Annotated in this window: 16 protein-coding genes and 3 pseudogenes; 11 read left to right on the plus strand and 8 right to left on the minus strand. The window is 64.3% G+C overall.

From position 1 onward, the window contains the following. The first annotated feature begins 24 nt into the window (after nt 1–24). The 6 genes from uvrB (at nt 25) to ABLE43_RS18500 (ending at nt 7,886) form a co-directional block, all read left to right on the plus strand. Entirely contained in the window at nt 25–2,001 is a 1,977-nt protein-coding gene (uvrB, locus tag ABLE43_RS18475; RefSeq protein WP_017980845.1) for an excinuclease ABC subunit UvrB, read from the plus strand. 22 nt (nt 2,002–2,023) lie between these two features. After that, nucleotides 2,024–4,678 carry an excinuclease ABC subunit UvrA gene (locus ABLE43_RS18480; protein WP_017980846.1) on the plus strand — a complete coding sequence of 885 codons (2,655 nt, stop codon included), beginning with the start codon at nt 2,024–2,026 and terminating at the stop codon, nt 4,676–4,678. A gap of 144 nt (nt 4,679–4,822) precedes the next feature. Continuing rightward, nucleotides 4,823–5,908 (plus strand): Dyp-type peroxidase, encoded by a 1,086-nt coding sequence (locus ABLE43_RS18485; RefSeq protein ID WP_026151879.1) that lies wholly within the window; start codon nt 4,823–4,825, stop codon nt 5,906–5,908. Beyond that, nucleotides 5,889–6,722 (plus strand): family 1 encapsulin nanocompartment shell protein, encoded by an 834-nt coding sequence (locus tag ABLE43_RS18490; RefSeq protein ID WP_348979730.1) that lies wholly within the window; start codon nt 5,889–5,891, stop codon nt 6,720–6,722. Before ABLE43_RS18485 ends, ABLE43_RS18490 begins: the two co-directional genes overlap by 20 nt. 52 nt (nt 6,723–6,774) lie before the next feature. Next, nucleotides 6,775–7,356 (plus strand): PRC-barrel domain-containing protein, encoded by a 582-nt coding sequence (locus ABLE43_RS18495; protein ID WP_017980849.1) that lies wholly within the window; start codon nt 6,775–6,777, stop codon nt 7,354–7,356. A 35-nt stretch (nt 7,357–7,391) separates the two neighbouring features. Further along, the gene (locus tag ABLE43_RS18500; RefSeq protein WP_285161372.1) at nt 7,392–7,886 is read left to right on the plus strand and encodes a hypothetical protein; all 495 of its coding nucleotides are present in this window, start codon (nt 7,392–7,394) and stop codon (nt 7,884–7,886) included. 229 nt (nt 7,887–8,115) lie between these two features. Here the strand turns inward: ABLE43_RS18500 and ABLE43_RS18505 are convergent, their stop codons facing one another. The 4 genes from ABLE43_RS18505 to ABLE43_RS18520 form a co-directional block, all read right to left on the minus strand. After that, nucleotides 8,116–8,595 carry a hypothetical protein gene (locus ABLE43_RS18505; protein ID WP_231376736.1) on the minus strand — a complete coding sequence of 160 codons (480 nt, stop codon included), beginning with the start codon at nt 8,593–8,595 and terminating at the stop codon, nt 8,116–8,118. 483 nt (nt 8,596–9,078) lie between these two features. Then, on the minus strand, nt 9,079–9,225 hold the full coding sequence (locus ABLE43_RS18510; protein WP_018250478.1) for a hypothetical protein: 147 nt from the start codon (nt 9,223–9,225) through the stop codon (nt 9,079–9,081). Beyond that, complete coding sequence (locus tag ABLE43_RS18515; protein ID WP_010408781.1) at nt 9,225–9,899, minus strand: putative quinol monooxygenase; 675 nt, start codon at nt 9,897–9,899, stop codon at nt 9,225–9,227. Before ABLE43_RS18515 ends, ABLE43_RS18510 begins: the two co-directional genes overlap by 1 nt. Before the next feature lie 365 nt (nt 9,900–10,264). Continuing rightward, the gene (locus ABLE43_RS18520; protein ID WP_018250476.1) at nt 10,265–11,440 is read right to left on the minus strand and encodes a zinc-dependent alcohol dehydrogenase; all 1,176 of its coding nucleotides are present in this window, start codon (nt 11,438–11,440) and stop codon (nt 10,265–10,267) included. A 673-nt stretch (nt 11,441–12,113) separates the two neighbouring features. Here ABLE43_RS18520 and ABLE43_RS18525 point away from each other — a divergent pair. After that, nucleotides 12,114–14,282: a catalase gene (locus ABLE43_RS18525; RefSeq protein ID WP_018250473.1), complete on the plus strand. Its 2,169-nt coding sequence runs from the start codon at nt 12,114–12,116 to the stop codon at nt 14,280–14,282. Between the two features lie 95 nt (nt 14,283–14,377). Here ABLE43_RS18525 and ABLE43_RS18530 read toward each other — a convergent pair whose 3' ends face one another. From ABLE43_RS18530 to ABLE43_RS18545, 4 genes are read right to left on the minus strand one after another with little or no spacing between them, the layout of a single operon-like run. Then, a complete protein-coding gene (locus ABLE43_RS18530; RefSeq protein WP_010408767.1) occupies nt 14,378–14,974 on the minus strand; it encodes an SAM-dependent methyltransferase in 597 nt (198 codons plus the stop codon). After that, the gene (locus tag ABLE43_RS18535) at nt 14,971–15,624 is read right to left on the minus strand and encodes a PIG-L deacetylase family protein (protein ID WP_010408764.1); all 654 of its coding nucleotides are present in this window, start codon (nt 15,622–15,624) and stop codon (nt 14,971–14,973) included. Before ABLE43_RS18535 ends, ABLE43_RS18530 begins: the two co-directional genes overlap by 4 nt. Continuing rightward, nucleotides 15,621–16,607, minus strand: a complete 987-nt coding sequence (locus tag ABLE43_RS18540; protein WP_010408761.1) for an acyl-CoA dehydrogenase family protein — start codon at nt 16,605–16,607, stop codon at nt 15,621–15,623. The genes ABLE43_RS18535 and ABLE43_RS18540 overlap by 4 nt, the downstream gene beginning before the upstream one ends. Continuing rightward, the gene (locus ABLE43_RS18545) at nt 16,604–17,566 is read right to left on the minus strand and encodes a glycosyltransferase family 2 protein (protein WP_242417094.1); all 963 of its coding nucleotides are present in this window, start codon (nt 17,564–17,566) and stop codon (nt 16,604–16,606) included. Before ABLE43_RS18545 ends, ABLE43_RS18540 begins: the two co-directional genes overlap by 4 nt. Before the next feature lie 248 nt (nt 17,567–17,814). Between ABLE43_RS18545 and ABLE43_RS18550 the strand changes: the two are divergent. The 4 genes and pseudogenes from ABLE43_RS18550 to ABLE43_RS18565 all read left to right on the plus strand — a co-directional run. After that, a pseudogene (locus ABLE43_RS18550) lies at nt 17,815–17,940 on the plus strand (hydroxyisourate hydrolase); the annotation flags it as partial. A 120-nt stretch (nt 17,941–18,060) separates the two neighbouring features. Next, a pseudogene (locus tag ABLE43_RS18555) lies at nt 18,061–18,219 on the plus strand (IS3 family transposase); the annotation flags it as partial. 67 nt (nt 18,220–18,286) lie between these two features. Next, nucleotides 18,287–19,315 (plus strand): IS110 family RNA-guided transposase, encoded by a 1,029-nt coding sequence (locus tag ABLE43_RS18560; RefSeq protein ID WP_020493465.1) that lies wholly within the window; start codon nt 18,287–18,289, stop codon nt 19,313–19,315. 204 nt (nt 19,316–19,519) lie between these two features. Then, nucleotides 19,520–20,185, plus strand: a pseudogene (locus ABLE43_RS18565) (IS3 family transposase); the annotation flags it as partial. Between the last annotated feature and the right edge of the window lie 17 nt (nt 20,186–20,202).

A 20,202-nucleotide genomic window follows, 5' to 3' on the forward strand; every position in this document is an offset into this window, starting at 1 on the left:
GCGAAACCGGCAGGAGGATTTCCAGTGTCGACCGATGTTTTCATACTGCACTCGCAATACACGCCGGCAGGCGATCAGCCCGAAGCGATCGCGCGCCTGATCGCCGGCGTCGAAGAGGGGGCACATCACCAGACCCTCAAGGGCATCACGGGCTCGGGCAAGACCTTCACGATGGCGAACATCATCCATCGTCTGAAGCGCCCCACCTTGATCCTTGCCCCCAACAAGACGCTGACATCGCAGCTCTATGACGAGATGCGGCGATTTTTCCCTGAAAACGCCGTGGAGTATTTCGTCTCCTATTACGACTATTTCCAACCGGAAGTGTATCTGCCGGGCCGCGATGAGTTCATTCCGAAGGATTCCTCGATCAACGAGCATCTGGAACGGTTGCGCCTGTCGACGACAAAATCGCTGATCGAGCGCCGCGATACGATCGTCGTCGCCTCGGTATCGTCGATCTACGGCATGGGCGATCCCGACAATTATCGCGCGCTCCAGGTTCCGCTGACCGAGGGCGCGCGGTTGGGACAGGAAGAGCTTTTCCGCAGCCTGGCGCGCCTGCAATATGATCGGGCCGAGCATAAGCTGAAGCGCGGCACTTATCGCGCTGATGGCGACGCTGTTGAGATTTACCCGGCGGATTCGGAATATAAGGCGCTGCGCGTCGGTTTGGCAAACGGCGTGATCGCGTCGCTCCAATGGTTCGATGCGGCGACCGGCAAGCCGATGGAAAGCGCCGATCACTATCTTGTCTCGCCCAAGACTGTTCTGGCGGCGACCGCAGATCAGGCCCGCAAGGCCGCCACGGCGATCCTCGAAGAGTTGGAAACGCAGGTCGAACGGCTGACCAGCGAAAACCGCCTGACGGAAGCGGCGCGCCTCTATGATCGCATCACCAACGATGCCGAGATGTTGCGCGAGGTCGGATATTGCTCGGGCATGGAAAATTACGCCTGCTATCTGAGCGGTCGTGACCCTGCGCTCCCGCCCATAACCCTGCTCGACTATCTGCCCAAGGACGGGCTGCTGTTCGTCGACGAATCGCATGTGATGATCCCACAGATCTCGGCGATGTTCCGGGGCGACCAGGCCCGCAAGGATACGCTGATCGATTATGGCTTCCGCCTGCCGTCTTCGAAGGACAGCCACCCCCTGAGCTTCCACGAGTTCGAACAGGTCAAGCCGCAGACGATCTTCGTGTCCGCCACCCCCGGCGCTTATGAGGTAAAGGCCTCGCAAGGCAGGGTGGTTGAACAGATCGTGCGGCCGACCGGCCTGCTCGATCCGAAGGTGGAAGTCCGCCCGTCCCAAGGCGCGCGTGACGATTTGCTACGCGAGATCGCGCAGCGCACGCAGCGCGATGAGCGCGTGCTGGTTACGACGCTGACCAAGGTTGCGACCGAGGAGCTGCACGCTTTCCTCGAAAGCGAAGGCATTCGCGCGCGTTACATGCACTCTGACATCAAGGTCGAGGATAGGGTCGCGATCATCGAGGGCCTGCGCGTGGGCGAGTTCGACGTGCTGATCGGGATCAGTTTGCTGCGCGAAGGGCTCGACATCCCAGAAGCGTCGCTGATTGCGATCTTCGATGCAGACCGCGCGGGCTTCCTGCGCTCGGCCCAGGCGCTGATCCAGATGATCGGCCGCGTCGCGCGCAATGTGAACGGCACCGCTGTCCTCTACGCCGATATGGTGACGCCGGCGATGCGGGCCGCGATCGATGAGACCGAGAGCCGGCGACAGCGCCAGATCGCCTTCAACGAGGAGAACGACGTCACACCGCTCTCGTCGGTTCGCGGCCTGGCGTCGGCGCAGCCCTACGGGCAAGAGCCGTCGGTCCATTCGGAAGCCTTCTGCGAGAACCTGTACGAGCTTTGCGACCGGATCACGGAGAAGGAACAGGCGCTGCTCGCGGCGGTGGATCACGGCCAAGAGGATCGGGCCGAGACGATCCGGGGCGAGCTGGACGGCCTCTACCGTCAGTTCATTTATCTGTGACGCGCCGGGTGAAAGTGACCGAATGAGCAAGGATCAGGAGCCTCAAACCACCCCCGGCAAGGAACGCGCGCCGCGATCCGGCTTCGTACAAGTGCGCGGCGCGCGGCAGAACAACCTCAAGAATGTTGATGTGGACGTTCCGCGCGATGCCTTCGTGGTGTTCACCGGCATATCGGGATCGGGCAAGTCGAGCCTCGCCTTCGGCACCCTCTATGCCGAGGCACAGCGCCGCTATCTGGAATCGGTCGCGCCCTACGCCCGCCGCCTGATCGATCAGGCCGGCGTGCCGGAGGTTGACGCCATCGACGGGTTGCCGCCCGCGGTCGCGTTGCAGCAGCAGCGCGGCTCGGCCAATGCGCGGTCTTCGGTTGGCAGCGTGACGACGCTCTCCAGCCTGGTGCGGATGCTCTATTCGCGCGTCGGAGAATATCCGCGCAATCAGCCGATGCTCTATGCGGAGGACTTCTCCCCCAACACCGTGGCCGGGGCCTGCCCGACCTGCCACGGCATCGGGCGCGTCTATGACGCGACCGAAGAGACGATGGTGCCCGACGACAGTCTCACCATTCGCGATCGGGCGATCGCGGCATGGCCGCCGGCGTGGCACGGCCAGAACCTGCGCGATATCCTTGTGTCGCTCGGCTATGATGTCGACACGCCATGGCGCGATCTTCCGAAGAAGGATCGTGACTGGATACTCTTCACCGACGAGACGCCGACGGTGCCGGTCTATGCGGGTCTGACGCCCGAACAGACGCGCGTTGCCCTCAAGCGTCGTATGGAGCCGAGCTATCAGGGCACCTTCACCGGCGCCCGTCGCTACGTGCTGGAGACCTTCGCCAACACCAAAAGCGCGCTGATGAAGAAGCGTGTCTCGCAATATATCATCGGCCGCGATTGCCCGACCTGCGACGGCAAGCGCCTGAAGCGCGAGGCCCTGTCGGTGAAGTTTGCCGGCCTGGACATCGCCGAGTTTGGCGACCTGACGGTGCTGAAGCTCCGGGACTTGCTCACGCCCGTCGCCCATGGCGAGTATGGTAGCGCCTCGACGACCCTGAAGGGCCATGTTCTCGGCAAGGCGGCCCGCGATGCGGCGGTTGAACGTAGGGTCGCGGCGGGAGGCTCGGCACACAAGGCAGCGCCTGACGTGCGCCGCACGCCCAATCTTTCCGATGAGAAGCGGGTCGCCGCGCAGCGTCTCGCATCCGAGCTGCTCGAACGGCTAGGCCCGCTGATCGACCTTGGCCTTGGCTACATCTCGCTCGACCGCAGCACGCCGACGCTTTCCTCCGGCGAGCTGCAACGCCTGCGCCTTGCCACTCAATTGTCGTCACAGCTTTTCGGCGTGGTCTATGTGCTGGACGAGCCATCGGCGGGGCTGCACCCGGCAGACGGCGAAGCGTTGCTGACCATCCTTGAGCGGCTGAAGGCGGCGGGCAACTCGCTGTTCGTTGTCGAGCATGATCTTGACGTGATCCGCCATGCCGAATGGCTGGTCGATGTGGGGCCAGGTGCCGGCGAAAAGGGCGGCGAAGTGCTCTACAGCGGCCCGATCGCAGGGCTTGCCGGCGTCGAGGCGTCGATCACCCGTCGCTATCTGTTCGCAGAACCTGACGCCCATGACCGGACCCCGCGCGAAGCAAAAGCATGGCTCCGTCTTGAAGGTGTGACCCGCAACAATCTTCACGGGCTCGACGTCGCGCTACCGATTGGCTGCTTCACCGCCGTCACCGGGGTTTCAGGATCGGGCAAGTCCAGTCTTGTCAGCCAGGCACTTCCGGAGCTTGTGACGGAACAACTCGGCGGCACGCCGGCTGCCGAGGAGGAGGATACCGATCCGCTGCTCGATGTTGCGCGGGAAGAGACCGAAGGCCGCATCGTTGCGGGCATGGAGCATGTGCGCAGGCTGGTGCGGGTCGATCAGAAGCCGATCGGCCGCACTCCACGCTCGAACCTCTCCACCTACAGCGGCCTGTTCGATCATGTGCGCAAGATCTTCGCGAACACCCCACTGGCGCGCCGGCGCCACTACAGCCCGGGCAGGTTCTCCTTCAACGTCGCACAGGGCCGCTGCCCGGTGTGCGAGGGTGAGGGCTTCGTCATGGTGGAGCTGTTGTTCCTGCCCAGCGTCTATGCGCCCTGCTCGACCTGCCATGGCAGCCGCTACAATCCGCAGACGCTCGAAGTCGAATGGAACGGCCGCAACATCGCCCAGGTGCTTGAGCTGACGGTGGACGAGGCGTGCGACTTCTTCGCGAGCGAACCGTCCGTCATGCGCTCGCTCGATGTGCTGCGGGAGATTGGCCTCGGCTATCTGAGGCTTGGACAGCCGGCGACGGAACTGTCGGGCGGCGAGGCCCAGCGCATCAAGCTCGCGACCGAGCTGCAACGCGCCCAGCGTGGCAACACCATCTACATCCTCGACGAGCCGACTTCGGGGCTTCACCCTTCCGACGCTGATCGGCTGATGCGGCACCTGCAGGGCCTTGTCGATGTCGGCAATACGGTCGTCGTCGTCGAGCATGACATGCGAGCTATTTCACAGGTGGATTGGGTGATCGATCTGGGGCCTGGCGCTGGCGAAGATGGTGGCCGGATCATCGCGAGCGGCGTCCCTCACGATGTTGCCGAAGCGCAAGGCAGCCTGACCGCGCCTTATCTAAAGGCGGCGCTTTAGCCGCTTGGACGCCGGCGACAGGGGGGAGTGGGACTATGGTGAGTCTTGTCGATTGGGGTGTGGCGATCCCGATGATCGAGCACCGGCCATGTCTTGCTGGGATGTGATAGCGATGGTCCTGCCCGACCATTCAGGGAGTTGAACGTGCCTTCTACCGTCTCTCAAGATGTTACCGCTCGTTCCCAGGCCGTCGATGCCCGGCTTACCCGCGCTGCGATCTTTCTGGTCGTCTCGATGGGCGCCGGGGAGAAGCCGGAAGCGGGGGTGCGGGGTCTTTGCGCCATCCTGTCGTCGCTGGTTCGTGGCGTGGGCTTCCGGGCGGCAGACGGCGGACTTTCCTGCATCATGGGGATCGGCTCCGATGCTTGGGACCGGCTATTCGGAGCGCCGCGGCCGAAGGAACTGCATCCGTTCCGGGAAATCCGCGGCGTCCATCATGCGCCTTCGACGCCCGGCGACCTGCTGTTTCACATTCGCGCCGCGCGTCAGGATTTGTGTTTCGAGATGGCGGCGCAGATCGTGAAGCGTCTCGCCGGCTTCGCCTCGGTGACGGACGAGGTGCATGGCTTCCGCTACTTCGACGATCGCGACCTGCTGGGATTTGTCGACGGGACGGAAAACCCCGTCGAGCAGGGAGCCAGAGATGCCACGGTGATCGGGGCGGCGGACGATCCGGTCTTCGCTGGCGGCAGCTATGTGATCGTCCAGAAATACCTCCACGACCTCGACAAGTGGAACGCGATTCCCGTGGAGCAGCAGGAGAAGATCGTAGGGCGCGAGAAGCTGTCGGACATCGAGCTGGACGAGGCGGCCAAGCCGAGCTTCGCGCATAACGTGCTCACCAACATCGAGGAGGACGGCGAGCAACTCCAGATCCTGCGCGATAACATGCCGTTCGGCGATGTTGGTAAGGGCGAGTTCGGCACCTATTTCATCGGTTACGCCCGCTCGCCGACCCGCATCGAGCGGATGCTCGACAATATGTTCATCGGTTTGCCACCCGGCAATTACGATCGCTTGCTCGATGTTAGCCGGGCCGTGACCGGCTCGCTTTATTTCGTGCCGTCGGCTGATTTTCTGGACGAGGTAACGCCGGAGCCAGCCACGGCCGATGGCGATGAGGCGGTAGCCGAGGCGCCCGCATCCACGGCGCCGGCACCGGAGCCCTCGTCAGCATCGGATGGATCGCTGCGCATTGGATCACTCAAAGATGAGGCAGGACATGAATAACCTCCATCGCGAACTCGCCCCCATCTCCGACGCCGCTTGGGCGCAAATCGACCAAGAAGCGACCCGAACTCTCAAGCGCTATCTGGCCGCGCGCCGCGTCGTGGACGTGCCGGAACCGAAGGGGGCCACGCTCGCGGCCGTGGGAACGGGCCACACCAAGCCGATCGATGCGCCCAGCGATGGCGTCCAAGCCGTGCGGCGTGCGGTCAACGCCGTGGTCGAACTGCGCGTGCCCTTCACGCTGACCCGCGCGGCGATCGACGATGTGGAGCGCGGCTCCGAGGATTCGGACTGGCAACCGCTCAAGGAAGCCGCCCGCACGATCGCCTTTGCCGAAAATCGCGCGATCTTTGATGGCTATGCCGCTGCCGATATCGGCGGCATCCGTCCCGGCGCGAGCAACGAGCCGGTGCCGCTGCCCACGGCCGTCGCCGGATATCCCGCCATCGTCGCCCAAGCCGTCGATCGGTTGCGCCTTGCCGGGGTCGAGGGGCCTTATCGACTGGTGCTGGGCGATGATCCGTTCACCGCGATCAGCGGCGGCAGCGAGGAGGGCTATCCGGTGCTCCAGCACATCAATCGTCTGGTGGACGGCGATATCATCTGGGCGCCGGGCATCATGGGCGGCGTCGTCCTGACAACGCGGGGCGGCGATTTCGAACTCGATCTCGGACAGGATTTGTCGATCGGCTATCTCAGCCACACCGCCGAGGCGGTCGAGCTGTACCTGCAAGAGAGCTTCACCTTCCGGCTGTTGACGAGCGAGGCGGCTGTTTCGCTCCCGACAACGGAAGCGTCGGCGCAGCCGGCGTGAAGGCGTTGCCGGTTGCGCCGCCCGCACGCGGGCCGCAGCGAGGGGTGGGACAATGATAAGTCTCGTCGGTTGGATCGCCACGATCGCGACGATGATCGCGGCGATGATGACGGCTTCCAACCTGGGCGCGCGCGTGACGGGCTGGGGCTTCGTGGTGTTCAGCATCAGCTCGGTTTGCTGGACCACATTGGGCTACGCCACAGGACAGACAGCCTTGGTTGCCACCAATGGATTCCTGATGCTGACGAACCTAGTTGGTATCTGGCGATGGTTGGGGCAGCAGACCAAATATGAGGATGGCGGCCGATCGGCCGAAACAGCCAGCCAAAGATCCGATACGCCGAACCTGTTCACCGCGACCGGCCTGATCGGCATGGCGGTTGATGACAAGAGCGGGATGAATCTGGGCCGGGTTGTCGAGGCCCTTATCGAATGTTCGACCGGCAGGATAAACTATGTGGTGATCTCGGACGAGCGATATGCCGGTCTTGAAGAGACATTGCGAGCGGTGCCGCTCGAATCCCTCAGGATCGGCTACACGCGCATGACGCTGTTGCTGGACGGCCCGAGCTTCCTGTCACAGCCCGGCCTCAAAAGTCGTGACTGGCCCGCCTTCGCTCCGATCAATCCCTAGCAAGCGATCGCTCACACCAATTGGAGCGCGCGATCATGATCTTGACCGGGGCCAAGAAAGCGCAGGATCAGGATACGGTGGGCTTCTGGCCGGTAGATGTAGGCGCTTGCAATCGTAGCGGCGTCTGCTCGCAAACAGCCGGTTTTTCTGCTCACGCTCTCTGCCACTGGCAGGTGGCATCCTGCTCGAATTATCTGCCAATGTGCTCGCCATCATCCGGCGCTGCTTGCAAACGGGGCGTCGTGCTCACGCTTCCTGCCAATGGGTTCTCCAAACCCGTCGCCGGCAGCCGCTTTTGCGAAGAAGGTTTTCAGAACAGTTTTGACAAGCAGCAGGCCGCAGAAATGCGTTGCGGTCATGGCCCGCCGGCAAGGTCGTCAGAAAGGAAGGTTTTCGCGAACAGAGGACGGCGCATAGAATGGGCACAGATATACGTTTATGACCGAACCCGTCGAACTGCGCTGGCCGCGATCGTCCCGTTTGGGATCAATGGTCGGGATAGGATTCTCTTCATGCCCCAGCCGGTATAAAGGAACCGCCCCGATCGTAGCGGCTGCGTCGTTATCCCGCCTACCCAACCCGTGGGCTCGACCTTCGGCCCAGCCGGGCCCGCCTCAACGTGGCCCGTCGACTGCGATGACCGCGGCGTCGTCTAGCTGGAACCGGCCAAAGTCGTCGTCGCCCCATAACGAACGCTCCAGCCGGCCGACAAGCCGGATCGGCTTCCCGGTCGGCATTGACCCATAAGGCAGCGAGTATTCATGGTTTTGCGTCGAGGGAGCCGATCATAGGCAGGAATACGGCACAACCCGTTTCCTTGCAGGAAAGATCAAGCACCAGGTTCTTCCCCGATCCGTCGTTCCGCCCAGCAAACGTCCACAGAAGGCTGCGGCGCTCGGGATAGTTCGGGTCGGCGACACGGTAGGAAGCTACGCCTGCGGGGCGGCCGTCGAGCGTGAGCTGATCCGCTTTGTAGTTGGTCCCGGAGCTCGCGATCGGCAGCGCCGATCCTCGGCCTGTCACTGTGAACATGCCTTCGTAGCCCGGCCCGCGCAGCAGGAACACCGGATCGTCTACCGGGTCCTTTCCCGCCTTCAGAGTCGCATCTGATGGAATGGCGACCGTGCAGCACGAAGGGATCCCGACCGACTTCCAGCCGGCCGGGACCTCGGGTTGCGGTGCGTTCGGCGAGCAGGACACTAGCAGCAATCCCGCTACCGACCACACCGCGACCCTCATATCACCGCACTCCGTAGGCGTTGCGAAGCGCTGTCGTCTCCGTCGAGCACGGGGTGCGACGCACCACGCCCGCCGGCTGACTATAGTGCATGACGCACGCCGTGTTGTTGGCTTCTGAAGCGCGTCAGCCCTGAGCGCTACGGCTCCCTATTGGGGCGATCGAGCTTCGCCCAAATTGCGGGTGCCCGCAGCTTGGAGAAGGATCTTGCGACCAAGCACCTAGTCGCCCTCTACACCGCTTGTGGCGGTAGAGAGCGCTTTTCCGATCAGCACGTCCGTGAGCGGACGGAACTGACCATACCCGATGTTCAATGGTTTGCCGCTAACGACAATCGACCCCAGGGAGCTGTGCATCCCTCAAATCCACGGTTCACTACCCGCTCTGCTGAGGCCTTGGCGGGCGATTTTACATTGGAGGATCTGGGCTTCATCTTCGTTCCTTCGTCACTACGACGAAGCCCAGATCCTCCTTAAATCACAACCTCAAATCTGTGCCATTGGTGCTGACGGCGGACACGCGACCTTGGTGAGCTTCGAATCCGTGCCCGCGGACTTGAACGCGAACGCGGCCCCGGCTGCCGCGGTGCTGGCGACGGCCGCTCCAACGAGCACCTTCTGCTTCGTGTCCATCAGACTGTCCCTCTCTCAAGGGGCCGCGCGACCGACGTGTTCCTGCTCGTCCTCTCCTCATCACCAGCGGATGCAATCTTGAACGCCAAGATTTGTGCGCGGTGGATCTGGGGAGGCTCGGCGAACAGCGAAGCAGCGCTTCCGGATAGCGCCGTGCCGATTTCGCCCGACAGATGCGTCTCGCGCCCTGCCTCGTCGGCGAAGGTATCGAGGATGGCGAACCGAGTCTTTCCGAGACGCAGAGCGTACCACGACAGGGTGCCAGGCTCCCGCTCCACGGCCGATCGGGCTCCTTGGAGGAAGCGGGCAACCTCTTCCTCCGCACCGTCCCGTGCTTCAAGCGGAACATGCAGGGCCAAGCGCGGCAGGGCGTCCGCCGCCGGCACCTTGAGGGCGAGGATGTCGGCCGGCTCGATCTCCGGCAATCCGTTGAGGATGGTGAAGGTCTTCACGACCAGCGCCCGGCCGACCGTGCCGAACAGATGCTTCAGCCGGCCGGCATTGCCGGGGAAGGTATCGAAGATGGCGAAGTCGGCGGGGCCAAAGCGCAGCGCGTACCAGTGCCGCGTGTCCTGCTCATGCTCGACCGGCTCCAGCGCACCCCGGAGGAATTCAGCGGCATCTTCCTGGTGGGTCGGCCCGGCTTCAATGCCTACGAACAGTGCCTTGTGCATCTTTTCTCTCCTTGTTCCGATGGTAGCGCCTCGAGCTCCACGGAAGGCGTCCTGGGCCTAAATCATGGGAAGTTCGCGCGGCCGGGCGCCGACAGCCCGTTCGGCCAGGGCGACTTCCCCGGCCCGCGCACCCCTGGCGGGCGCGTGCTGGAGGAGATCGCGGCCAGCCACGGCACGACCGCACGCCAAGTGGCGCTTCGCTTCCTGGTGCGTCGGCCATCGCTGTTCGCTATGGTCAACGAGTCCTGACCCTAGGTCTGCCGACATACTTGGTCGCAAGCTGATCGACACCGCCGCTACACGTGCTCCAAAGCGGCGGTGTCGATCGGCATCGATAAGCGTCCTGTTCCCGGTTATTCCGCCAATCAACCGTGCGGGCGCATAACAACCTTGATCACACCTTCTTCCTTGTCGCGGAATTTAGCGTACATTTCTGGCGCGTCTTCAAGACTGGCCGGGTGGGTGATCACGAAGCTGGGGTCGATCGCGCCCGCGACGATTTTTTCCAGCAACGGTCTAGTATAGCGCTGCACGTGGGTTTGGCCGAGCTTGATCGTTAGTCCTTTGTTCATCGCTGCACCGATCGGAAGCTTGTCACCCATCCCGACGTAGACGCCGGGCACGGAGACCGTGCCGCCCTTGCGGCAGCTCATGATCGCCTGCCGCAGGACGTGGACGCGATCAGTGGCGAGCATCATGCTTGCCTTCACCTTGTCCATGACCGCGTTCGCCGCCCCGTGCGCGGCCGCCTCGCAGCCGACAGCATCGATGCAGCTGTCGGGGCCCCGGCCCTTGGTTCGCGCCTGCAGCTCGTCGTAGACATCGGTTTCGGCGAAGTTAATCGTCTCAGCGCCACCGGCCTCCGCCATGGCGAGTCGCTCGGGCACCTCGTCGATCGCGATCACGCGGCCGGCGCCCATCATCAGCGCGGAGCGGATGGCGAACTGGCCGACCGGACCGCAGCCCCAGATCGCGACGGTGTCGCCATGCTCGATCTGCGCATTCTCGGCGGCCATGTAGCCGGTCGGGAAGATATCCGATAGGAAGAGGGCCTGCTCGTCGGTAACGTTGTCGGGAATCTTGATCGGACCGACATCCGCCATCGGCACGCGGAGATACTCCGCCTGACCGCCGCAGTAGCCGCCCAGCATGTGGCTGAAGCCGAACAGCCCGGCGGGCGAATGGCCCATCGCCTTGGCGGCCATCTCGGCGTTCGGATTGGTCCGATCGCAGGCCGCAAACAGACCCTTCTTGCAGAACCAGCAATCGCCGCAGCTGATCGTGAACGGCACCACCACCCGGTCCCCGATCTTGAGGTTGGTGACCTCGGACCCGAGCGCCACGACCTCGCCCATGTTCTCGTGGCCGAGGATGTCGCCGGCCTCCATGGTGGGCTGGTAGCCATCCAGCAGGTGAAGGTCCGACCCGCAGATCGCGCAGGCGGTTACTTTGATGATCGCATCGCGCGGGTGCTTGATCTCGGGATCCGCAACGGTGTCGACGCGGACATCGCCTTTACCGTGCCAGCATAGTGCGCGCATGTCGTTTCCTCATCTGAGTGCATGTCCCTGTCGTCAGGGCCATGTCTATGACGCTCAACGCCTTGAGCCGCGGCATGGGTCCCTGTCCATTTGATTCGTTTACATCAACGAGCGGCCGTAAAACGGCCGTACGGCCAGCGGGTTGAACGCAGACGGCATGCCCGGCTTGAAAGCCAGCAAGATAATGAAGTGGGTCGCCCAGGCCGTGCAGCCGGCCGACACGATGGTGATAGGTTCTCACAGGCTGCGCGTCTTCCGCCCTGAGCGTATGGCATGGTCGGCCAGGGCAAAGGACGCATAGATTCCGCAGAGGCAAACCAGGCCGGCGAGCAGCACCAACCACAGATCGTGGTCGTGCCGGACGCAGTCGAAAACCTGTACGACCTGGGAGTACATCATGCTCGGCTAACGGCAAGGCGTTAAGACATCTCCAACCGGCTCATATCGGCTTTCCCTGGCTGTGATCCAGGACCAAGGAAGCCGCAGTCGGGTTCCGCGCAGCCATGAACACTTACGTTGCCGAGCCCGCGCCTGTCGTCCGAACCGGCGACCATGCTCGACTGACATAACTTGATTTCGGTCCTCCGGGTCGGTTCCCAGTCGCTACAAAGATTTATGCCTCGCATCGCCGTGGCGCTGGTGGCATTAAGGGCATGATCGGAGGATTACGTCCATGGCACGCAAGAGCATCAAAAGCGACGCGGTGAAACTCAAGGGCGAGACGGCCAAGAAGGCACCGCCGCTGCCGGCGGGTGCCGACCAGCCGACGAACTATGCCGAGCAGCAGGGCCATGGCGGCGAAACCCGCCAGACGACCTCGGACGCGGCACTTACCATGACCACGCAGCAGGGCATCCCGATCGCGGACGCCCAGAACAGTCTCAAGGCGGGTCTGCGGGGCCCCACGCTGCTCGAGGACTTCATCCTCCGCGAAAAGATCTTCCATTTCGATCACGAGCGCATCCCGGAGCGCGTCGTCCACGCACGCGGCTATGGCGCGCACGGCGTGTTCGAGCTGACCGACAGTCTGGCCGACTACACCCGCGCCGACGTGCTGAGCACGGTCGGGCAGCAGACGGAGGTGTTCGTCCGCTTCTCAACGGTAGCGGGCAACAAGGGCTCGCGCGATCTGGCGCGCGACGTGCGCGGCTTCGCCGTCAAGATGTACACGAAGCAGGGCAACTGGGACATCGTCGGCAACAACATCCCGGTGTTCTTCATCCAGGATGCCATCAAGTTCCCCGATCTGGTCCATGCGGCTAAGCAGGAGCCCGACCGGGCGTTCCCCCAGGCGCAAACCGCACACGACAATTTCTGGGATTTCGCCAGCCTCACCCCGGAAGCCTGGCACATGATCATGTGGATCATGTCCGATCGCACGATCCCCCGCTCCTTCCGCACGATGGAGGGCTTCGGCGTCCACAGCTTCCGCCTGGTGAACGCGGAAGGCAGGTCGACCTTCGTCAAGTTCCACTGGAAGCCGCGCCAGGGGCTCCAGTCGGTGCTGTGGAACGAAGCGGTCAAGATCAGCGGCGCCGATCCCGACTATCATCGCCGCGATCTCTGGGAGGCGATCGAGAGCGGTGACTTCCCGCAATGGGATCTCGGCGTCCAGCTGTTCGATCAGGAAACCGCCGACAAGCTTCCCTTCGACCATCTCGACTCGACCAAGCTCATCCCCGAGGAGGACGTGCCGGTCCGCATCGTCGGTACGCTCACGCTTAATCGCAACGTCGACAACTTCTTCGCCGAAACCGAGCAGGTCGCCTACTGCACGCAGAACATCGTGCCGGGCATCGACTTCAGTGACGACCCGCTGCTGCACGGCCGCAACTTCTCCTATCTCGATACCCAGCTGAAGCGGCTCGGCAGCCCGAACTTCACCCACCTGCCGATCAATGCCCCGCGCTGTCCGGTGATGAACTTCCAGCAGGACGGCCACATGGCGATGCGCAATCCGAAGGGGCGCGTGAACTATGAGCCGAACAGCTGGGGCGCGGAAGGCGGTCCGCGCGAGAACGCGGAGATCGGCTTCACCAGCTTCCCCGCCGAGGTTCAGGGGACTAAGCAGCGGGTTCGGTCCGAAACCTTTGCCGATCATTACAGCCAGGCGCGGCAGTTCTATCTCAGCCAGCAGCCGATCGAGCAGAAGCACATCGGCGACGCGCTGGTGTTCGAGCTGTCGAAGGTAGATCGTGTCGACATCCGGGCCCGGGCGGTCAGCCACCTGCGCAACATCGACGAGGATCTCGCCGCTACCGTCGCGGACGGGCTCGGCCTTGACCTGCCGGACGCCGCCAAGGCGGCCAAGCCGACGCTAGACCTGCCGACATCGTCGGCGCTCTCGATCGTCGCCAACGGCCCGGCGAATTTCGCCGGGCGAAAGATGGGCCTGCTGCTGACCGATGGGTCGAGCGCCGAGCTGTTCAATGCGCTGACGAAGGCGCTGGAAGCCGAAGGCGCGGTCTGGGAGGTGGTCGCGCCGAAGATCGGCGGGGTCACGCTCGACGACGGCACCAAGGTCGCGGCCAAGCAGAAGATCGACGGCGGACCTTCGGTCCTGTTCGATGCCGTCGCGGTGCTCCCGTCCGAGGAGGGGGTTGCGATGCTCGCCAAGGATGCGGCCTCCAAGGACTTCGTGGCGGACGCGTTCGGCCACTGCAAGTTCATCGGCTACACCGATGCAGCCGCCACGTTGTTCGACGCTTCTCGGGTGCCGGAGCTTGACGATGGCTTCGTAGCCCTAAGCAAGAGCAAGGACGTCAAGGCGTTCGTCACGACCTGTCGTGACCTCAGGTTCTGGGCTCGGGAGATGAAGGTCGATCTCGACGCGGCGGCCTGACGACCCTGGCGGGAGCGGCAGGTGGACGTCCTGCCGCTCCACTTAACGGCAAGCCTCATATCGCACGGACGTGGGACGTGCTGCCTCGCTCGCGTTCAAGGGGATCGGGGCACACCGTCGGCGCGGGCCGCGGTGACGACCCAGCGGCGGGTGCGGCGCACGGTGCGAACCGTCCAACGACGCCCGGTCTCTGCGAGGAACCGGGCGTGGATTCCTGCCGCGTGCTGGGCGAAGTCGTAGTAGTCGATCCTGTGGTGCGCGAGCACGATGGTGCCGTCTCCCCGCAGGCGAGCGGCCATCTCACGCGCAACCCGGGCCATCTCTCGCGCTGAGAGGTAATACAGGATCTCGGCGATCACGATCACGTCATAGACGAGACGTGGCGGTCGACCGGGGAGCACGAGCAGCGATGCGCACGCACGAGGCCAGGCCGCGACGGCGCGTGCCGTCAGGTCGACCCCCTCCCTCGTGCCCTCGGTCGCATCGAGGCACAACGCCATCCTCGCGATCGCGGCACTGTTGGATCCGTTGCCGCTGGCCAGCTCCAGCACCCGTCCGACCGGTCGGTGACCTATCGCGTGCAGGATCGCGGCACGCTTCACCGCCTCGTCACGGGCGGTGAAGGTGCGCCAGGGATCGTCGTCGCCGGCGAACTTGGCGGCGAACCCGGCAAGATCGATCGGGCTCGTCACTTCGAACCCGGCCGGTAGCGCTCGACCGGACGAGCAAAGGCCGCAAGCTCGTGTCTCGCGATCGTGAAGCCTGCTGGATCATCGGAAACGGCGCCGAGCTGCGTCCGGTAGACGCGGATCAGCGACCGCTTAACCGGAACTCCTCCGGGCACAGCGATGCGCCATGCCGGTCCGGACCTGTCCGGGCGAGGCGGCCACACGCGGTAGGTCAGCCGACCGGCGCCACCCGGGCATCGGGCGACGGCCGCTGCTACGGCGCGGTGATCGGGATGGTCGTCATCGCAGGCCGGTCCGACGATGAGATCGAGATCCCGGCATCGTGCGACCTGGCGGCGCAGCGCGCGATAACAGCGTCCCGGGATCGAGGGCAACTGGCCATCGGGCAAATTGAGGAACGAGACGTCGCCAGCAACGATGCCGAGACGACGTAGCGCATGAAGGCTCTCACGCTGGCGCGCCGCGACCAGTCGCGCTCTCGGCCATTGTCGGCTGCCCCGGTGAGACGCGGCACCATCGGTCACGACCGCAACCCGGACCCGAGCTCCATGGCGGCGAAGCCGCGCAATGAGGCCTGCCGCGCCGATGACCTCGTCATCCGGGTGCGGGGCGATCACCAGCGCGACACGTACGTTTCGCAGCGGGATCCTCACAGAATGGGGTCGAGGATGTGCTCGGCGACAGCCTGGCCGACGCGAAAGCGATGCGCGTCGGGCGCAGGCTGGCGCAGGTACACCATGAGATCGGCGATCTTTGCCGCCAGCGGATGCGATAGGAACAATCCCTGCAGCCCCACCGCCTCCTGCGCGATCGTCAGGGCGCGCTCGGCAGAGCCGGCGATCGATAGCCGCGCAGCGGACACCCGGGCGAGGCGTTCCGCATCCGTCCCGCTGAACCAGGCGCCCGCCGTGTCGCGGATGCTCGCCGCTGCACCCTGGGCAAGCAGGAACAGGTCGGCGAGGCGCGATGCCTGGAACGGATCGGAAGCGCGCTCGTGGGTGGTCAGGTGGTCACGCACTGCATCGAGCAGGCCGGCGATGCCCCCGGCATGAACCGCGGCGAAGCGCAGCGCGCCTCCGCTGAAGAACGGCTCCCGCGCATAGCTGCCGGGCTCGCCGATACGGCCGTCTTCACGGATCACAGAGCCGGACCAGCGCACCAGATGTGTCTCCGAGCGCTGCATGCCGATCGTCTGCCACCACTCCCGATCGATGGCAGGCGGATCGGCATCCAGGTCGAGCAGGAGCAGCTGCGGCCCGCGTTCGCTATCCGCGGTTACCAGCGCGTGAGTCAGTATCCCCGCCCCCGATGCATAGCCCTTGCCGCCGGTCAGCCGTCCGCCGGTAAGCACCAGCGACTCACCCGGCAGGCCCGCATTCCACACACCCAGCATCGCTCCCGCAGCGATCCGCGCCCGCAACGCAGCGACCTGGGACGACGTGCCGTATCGAAACACGATTTGCACCGCATCGACATGCCCCTCCAGCAGGCGCCCGATGGGGAGATCCCGGCGTCCCGCAGCGTAAAGAGGGCGGAGCAGGTCCAGATATGCCTCGGGCGTCGTCGGATCGCCGGCGGGGTCGGTCACCCACCCTGCCGCGACGATCGCATGGCGCAGAGCTTTGGTCGTCGTCATACCGCCTGCTCGCAAAGCTGGTGCTCGAGCGTTGCCAGGGCATGCTCGGCCTCGGCGAGGGTGACGTCGGGTATATCGGGCAGCGCCGGCACGACACGCATGGCGAACGCCTCTGCGTTGGGGCAGTCGCGCGCGACGCCGATCACATGGTCACCGGTCAATCCGATACGGTCGCCGAAGCGAGCTGCGACAAAGGAATCGGGGAGCCCGGCCCAAATGCGGCGCGCCTCCGCCTGCTGTCGGTATTGCCATGCCGCCCCTCGGGGATGCGGCATTGAGGGTGCCCCGTGATGGTCGATGGCAGTGAGCGCAGCCGCCATGCCGCCCGGCGCCCGGCCGAGCCTCCGTGAGGAGGTCGCAACCACCATGCCGGGATCGCGGCGCACGCGAAACCCGGCGCGCCCGGCATCGTCGAGCAGGGCGGCGTCCTCGCCGCATGGCACCGGCTGGAAGCCACCCAGCGCCTGATAGGCTCCGGGTCGGAAGGCCATGTTGGCGCCTCCCGAGCAGTGGGAGCCGGTCGGACTGTCCCACGGAACGGGGTCGACCGATCGTCGGTAGGCGTGAAGCCGATCGAGGTAGCGCTCGACCCTCCCCTGCACCGGATCCCGCTCCGCTGCGATCCGGACGATTCGCCCGGCGACAAGGTCGGCCGAGGCCAGGCCCTGCAGTGCCGCCCTGACCCAATCGGCACGGGGCTGGCTGTCGGCGTCGGTCGTCAGGAGAATACCGTGGGGCGTGCTCGCCGCATGATGCAGGCCGAGGGCGATGGCGGCCCGGCGTGCACGACCGGCATTGGCATCAGGGGACGGGTCTCCCTGAGCCACCGTGAACGGAAGGGCCATGCGACCAGCATGCTCGAGTATTACCTGCTCGCTCGCATCCGAGCAATTATCAAGGAGGAAGAACACGGCAGCCTCGACGTCGCCCAGGTCCAGTCGCTCGATCGCCTCCAGCAACTTCGGTAACGCAGTCTCCTCGTTGCGGACCGGAACACAGATCGCAGCTGACACAGGTCGCAACGGCACCCCCACCATCGGTTTCGCAGGACCGGCGACCCTGCCTTGCAGGACTGTAGGTGATAAACGCCGGTTTCGATAGCTGCTCGCGGTGATGCAAGATGCCAGATCGTCATGCAGGACTATAGGTTTGCCCGGTTTCAACCGAGATATCGGCGTCGGGTAGGTAGCCGTCGAAGTTCGCGCCGCGCACCTACAAGCTGCTGTTCGACATGGCAGGCTACCCGGATGCGAAGGCGGTGCCATTCTTCCCCGAGATCGATCCCGTGTTCCGCGTCACCGACCCTGCCGCGCACTACCATGTGCCGGTCTGAGCTGCCCCCTTCTGAGTGGTCCATCGACTATTACAGTCTGGACCAAGGAAGGGACGACGAATGCCTGCGAAGAAGCACAAGCCCGAGGAGATTATCGGGAAGCTACGTGAGGTTGAGATCATGCTGGGTCAGCACCGGTCGACGCAGCGCAAGGTGCCGTTCGGGGCAGATGACGAAGAGGCGCTGACCGAGGATATCATCGCCCTTGCCAGGCAGTACGGGCGCTACGGCTATCGCCGGGTGACGGCGCTGCTGCATGCGGCGGGTTGGTCGGTGAACCACATGGCGTAATCAGGAGCGGTGCTCGTTGGGATAGCCTGTCGTCCCCTGAAGAGGAGGACGGAAGATGACCTGCTATGTTGGCCTAGATGTGTCGATGAAGGAGACCGCGATCTGCGTCGTGGACGAAACGGGCGATCGCATATGGGACGGTAAGTCGCGAACGGACCCGGACGCTATTGCGGCCGTGCTGGCGCGGAGGGCCGCAGGAGCCGTGAGGATCGGTATCGAGACGGGCCCGATGACCGTGTGGTTGTGGCACGCATTGACCGAGCGAGAGCTGCCGGTGGTGTGTCTTCATGCCAGGCATGCTGCGGCAGCGCTGAAGCTGCAGATGAACAAGACGGACCGCAACGACGCGTTTGGGTTGGCACGGCTGGTCCGCTCGGGCTGGTACCGGCCGGTCGCTGTTCGCTCGATGGATACGCACCGGTTGCGTGCGCTCCTGATCACGCGAGACCAGCTGGTCGGCATGAGCACCGCGCTCATCAACAAGATACGCGGCCTGGCGAAGACTTTCGGCATTCTGGTCGGACCCGGGAAGGGTGGCACCTTCGAACGTCAGGTCCGGGCAACGCTGCCGGACGATCCGGTGGTCGCCGCACTGTTCGAGAGCCTACTGGCGATGCTGAGCACATTGCGGGAGCAACAGCTTGCCATTGCCAAGCAGCTCGCCCGGGTTGCCCGGCAAAGCGGCGCCTGCCGCTTGATGATGACGATGCCCGGCGTCGGACCGCTGACGGCCGTCAGCTTCATGACCACCATCGAGGATCCTCACCGGTTCCGACGCTCGCAGGATGTCGGCGCCTATCTCGGTCTCACTCCGCGTCGCTACCAGTCGGGCGAGGTCGACATCAACGGCCGCATCTCCAAGTGCGGAGATCGTCTCACCCGCAAGCTGCTGTTCGAAGCGGCCAATGTCATGCTGTCGCGGACCTCGCAGGCGTCGGCGCTGAAGGACTGGGCTGCCGCCATCGGCCGGAGATCGGGCTTCTGGAAGGCGCGCGTTGCGCTGGCCCGCAAGCTGGCGGTGATCCTCCACCGGATGTGGATCGACGGGCGAGGCTTTGACCCAAAGGTGACTGCCATGGCCTGATATCTGCTTTCCGAGCTGCCGCCCCGCCAGGGTGCGGCCACGGCCATCTCGTGACCCGCTTCGTGACCATCTGGAACACGGGAACCACATCGAGAGGCCGGCGATCTGGCGCCATGCTGAGGCTGGACCCGTCCTGACCTCGAAGACGACAACGATGCGCAAAAGAAGATCGACTACGAGCACCTTGGCAAACGGCTTGACCGATTAGACGATAAACGGGTGGAACGGATCTGGCGACGCGAGGGGCTGAAGGTGCCGCAGCGCCAGCCGAAACGCGGCCGGTTATGGCTGAACGATGGCTCGTGCATCCGGTTGCGGCCGGAGTATCCGGGGCATGTCTGGGCTTACGACTTCGTCGAGGAACGCACCCATGACGGACGCAAGTTCCGCATCCTTACCATTATCGACGAGGCGAGCAGGGAGTGCCTGGCACTCGTCGTCGCGCGCCAGCTCAAACACGAAGACGTACTGGCAGCGCTGGCCGAGTTGTTCATCGAGCGTGGTCCGCCCGCGCATATCAGGTCGGACAATGGCAGCGAGTTCATCGCCGCCGCCGTCCAGACCTGGCTCAGGCAGATCGGCGTGAAGACGCTCTACATCGCCCCGGGCTCGCCATGGGAGAACGGCTACAACGAGAGCTTCAACGGCTCGCTGCGGGATGAGCTGCTGAACGGCGAGATCTTCTACACCCTCGCTGAAGCCAGGGTGCTGATCGAGGCGTGGCGGCGTCACTACAACACTGTCCGACCGCACAGCAGCCTCGGCTATCGACCACCCGCCCCGGAAGCGGCGACACCGCCATTGCCGGCCTCCGGTTCCGCTTCGCTCCACCTCCGACCGGCAATGGCGGCGGAGACGACAATGCACTAACTATCAACCCGGACCAC

This window comes from Sphingomonas silueang (assembly GCF_040049155.1).
GTDB lineage: Bacteria > Pseudomonadota > Alphaproteobacteria > Sphingomonadales > Sphingomonadaceae > Sphingomonas > Sphingomonas silueang.

Bases quoted from the DNA above. Each gene is read 5' to 3' on its own strand.
- ABLE43_RS18495 (WP_017980849.1), top strand. From the start codon at position 6,775: ATGATAAGTCTCGTCGGTTGGATCGCCACGATCGCGACGATGATCGCG.
- ABLE43_RS18505 (WP_231376736.1), bottom strand. From the start codon at position 8,595: ATGAGGGTCGCGGTGTGGTCGGTAGCGGGATTGCTGCTAGTGTCCTGC.
- ABLE43_RS18560 (WP_020493465.1), top strand. From the start codon at position 18,287: ATGACCTGCTATGTTGGCCTAGATGTGTCGATGAAGGAGACCGCGATC.
- ABLE43_RS18490 (WP_348979730.1), top strand. From the start codon at position 5,889: ATGAGGCAGGACATGAATAACCTCCATCGCGAACTCGCCCCCATCTCC.
- ABLE43_RS18540 (WP_010408761.1), bottom strand. From the start codon at position 16,607: ATGACGACGACCAAAGCTCTGCGCCATGCGATCGTCGCGGCAGGGTGG.
- ABLE43_RS18520 (WP_018250476.1), bottom strand. From the start codon at position 11,440: ATGCGCGCACTATGCTGGCACGGTAAAGGCGATGTCCGCGTCGACACC.
- ABLE43_RS18480 (WP_017980846.1), top strand. From the start codon at position 2,024: ATGAGCAAGGATCAGGAGCCTCAAACCACCCCCGGCAAGGAACGCGCG.
- ABLE43_RS18515 (WP_010408781.1), bottom strand. From the start codon at position 9,899: ATGCACAAGGCACTGTTCGTAGGCATTGAAGCCGGGCCGACCCACCAG.
- ABLE43_RS18510 (WP_018250478.1), bottom strand. From the start codon at position 9,225: ATGGACACGAAGCAGAAGGTGCTCGTTGGAGCGGCCGTCGCCAGCACC.
- ABLE43_RS18525 (WP_018250473.1), top strand. From the start codon at position 12,114: ATGGCACGCAAGAGCATCAAAAGCGACGCGGTGAAACTCAAGGGCGAG.
- ABLE43_RS18500 (WP_285161372.1), top strand. From the start codon at position 7,392: ATGATCTTGACCGGGGCCAAGAAAGCGCAGGATCAGGATACGGTGGGC.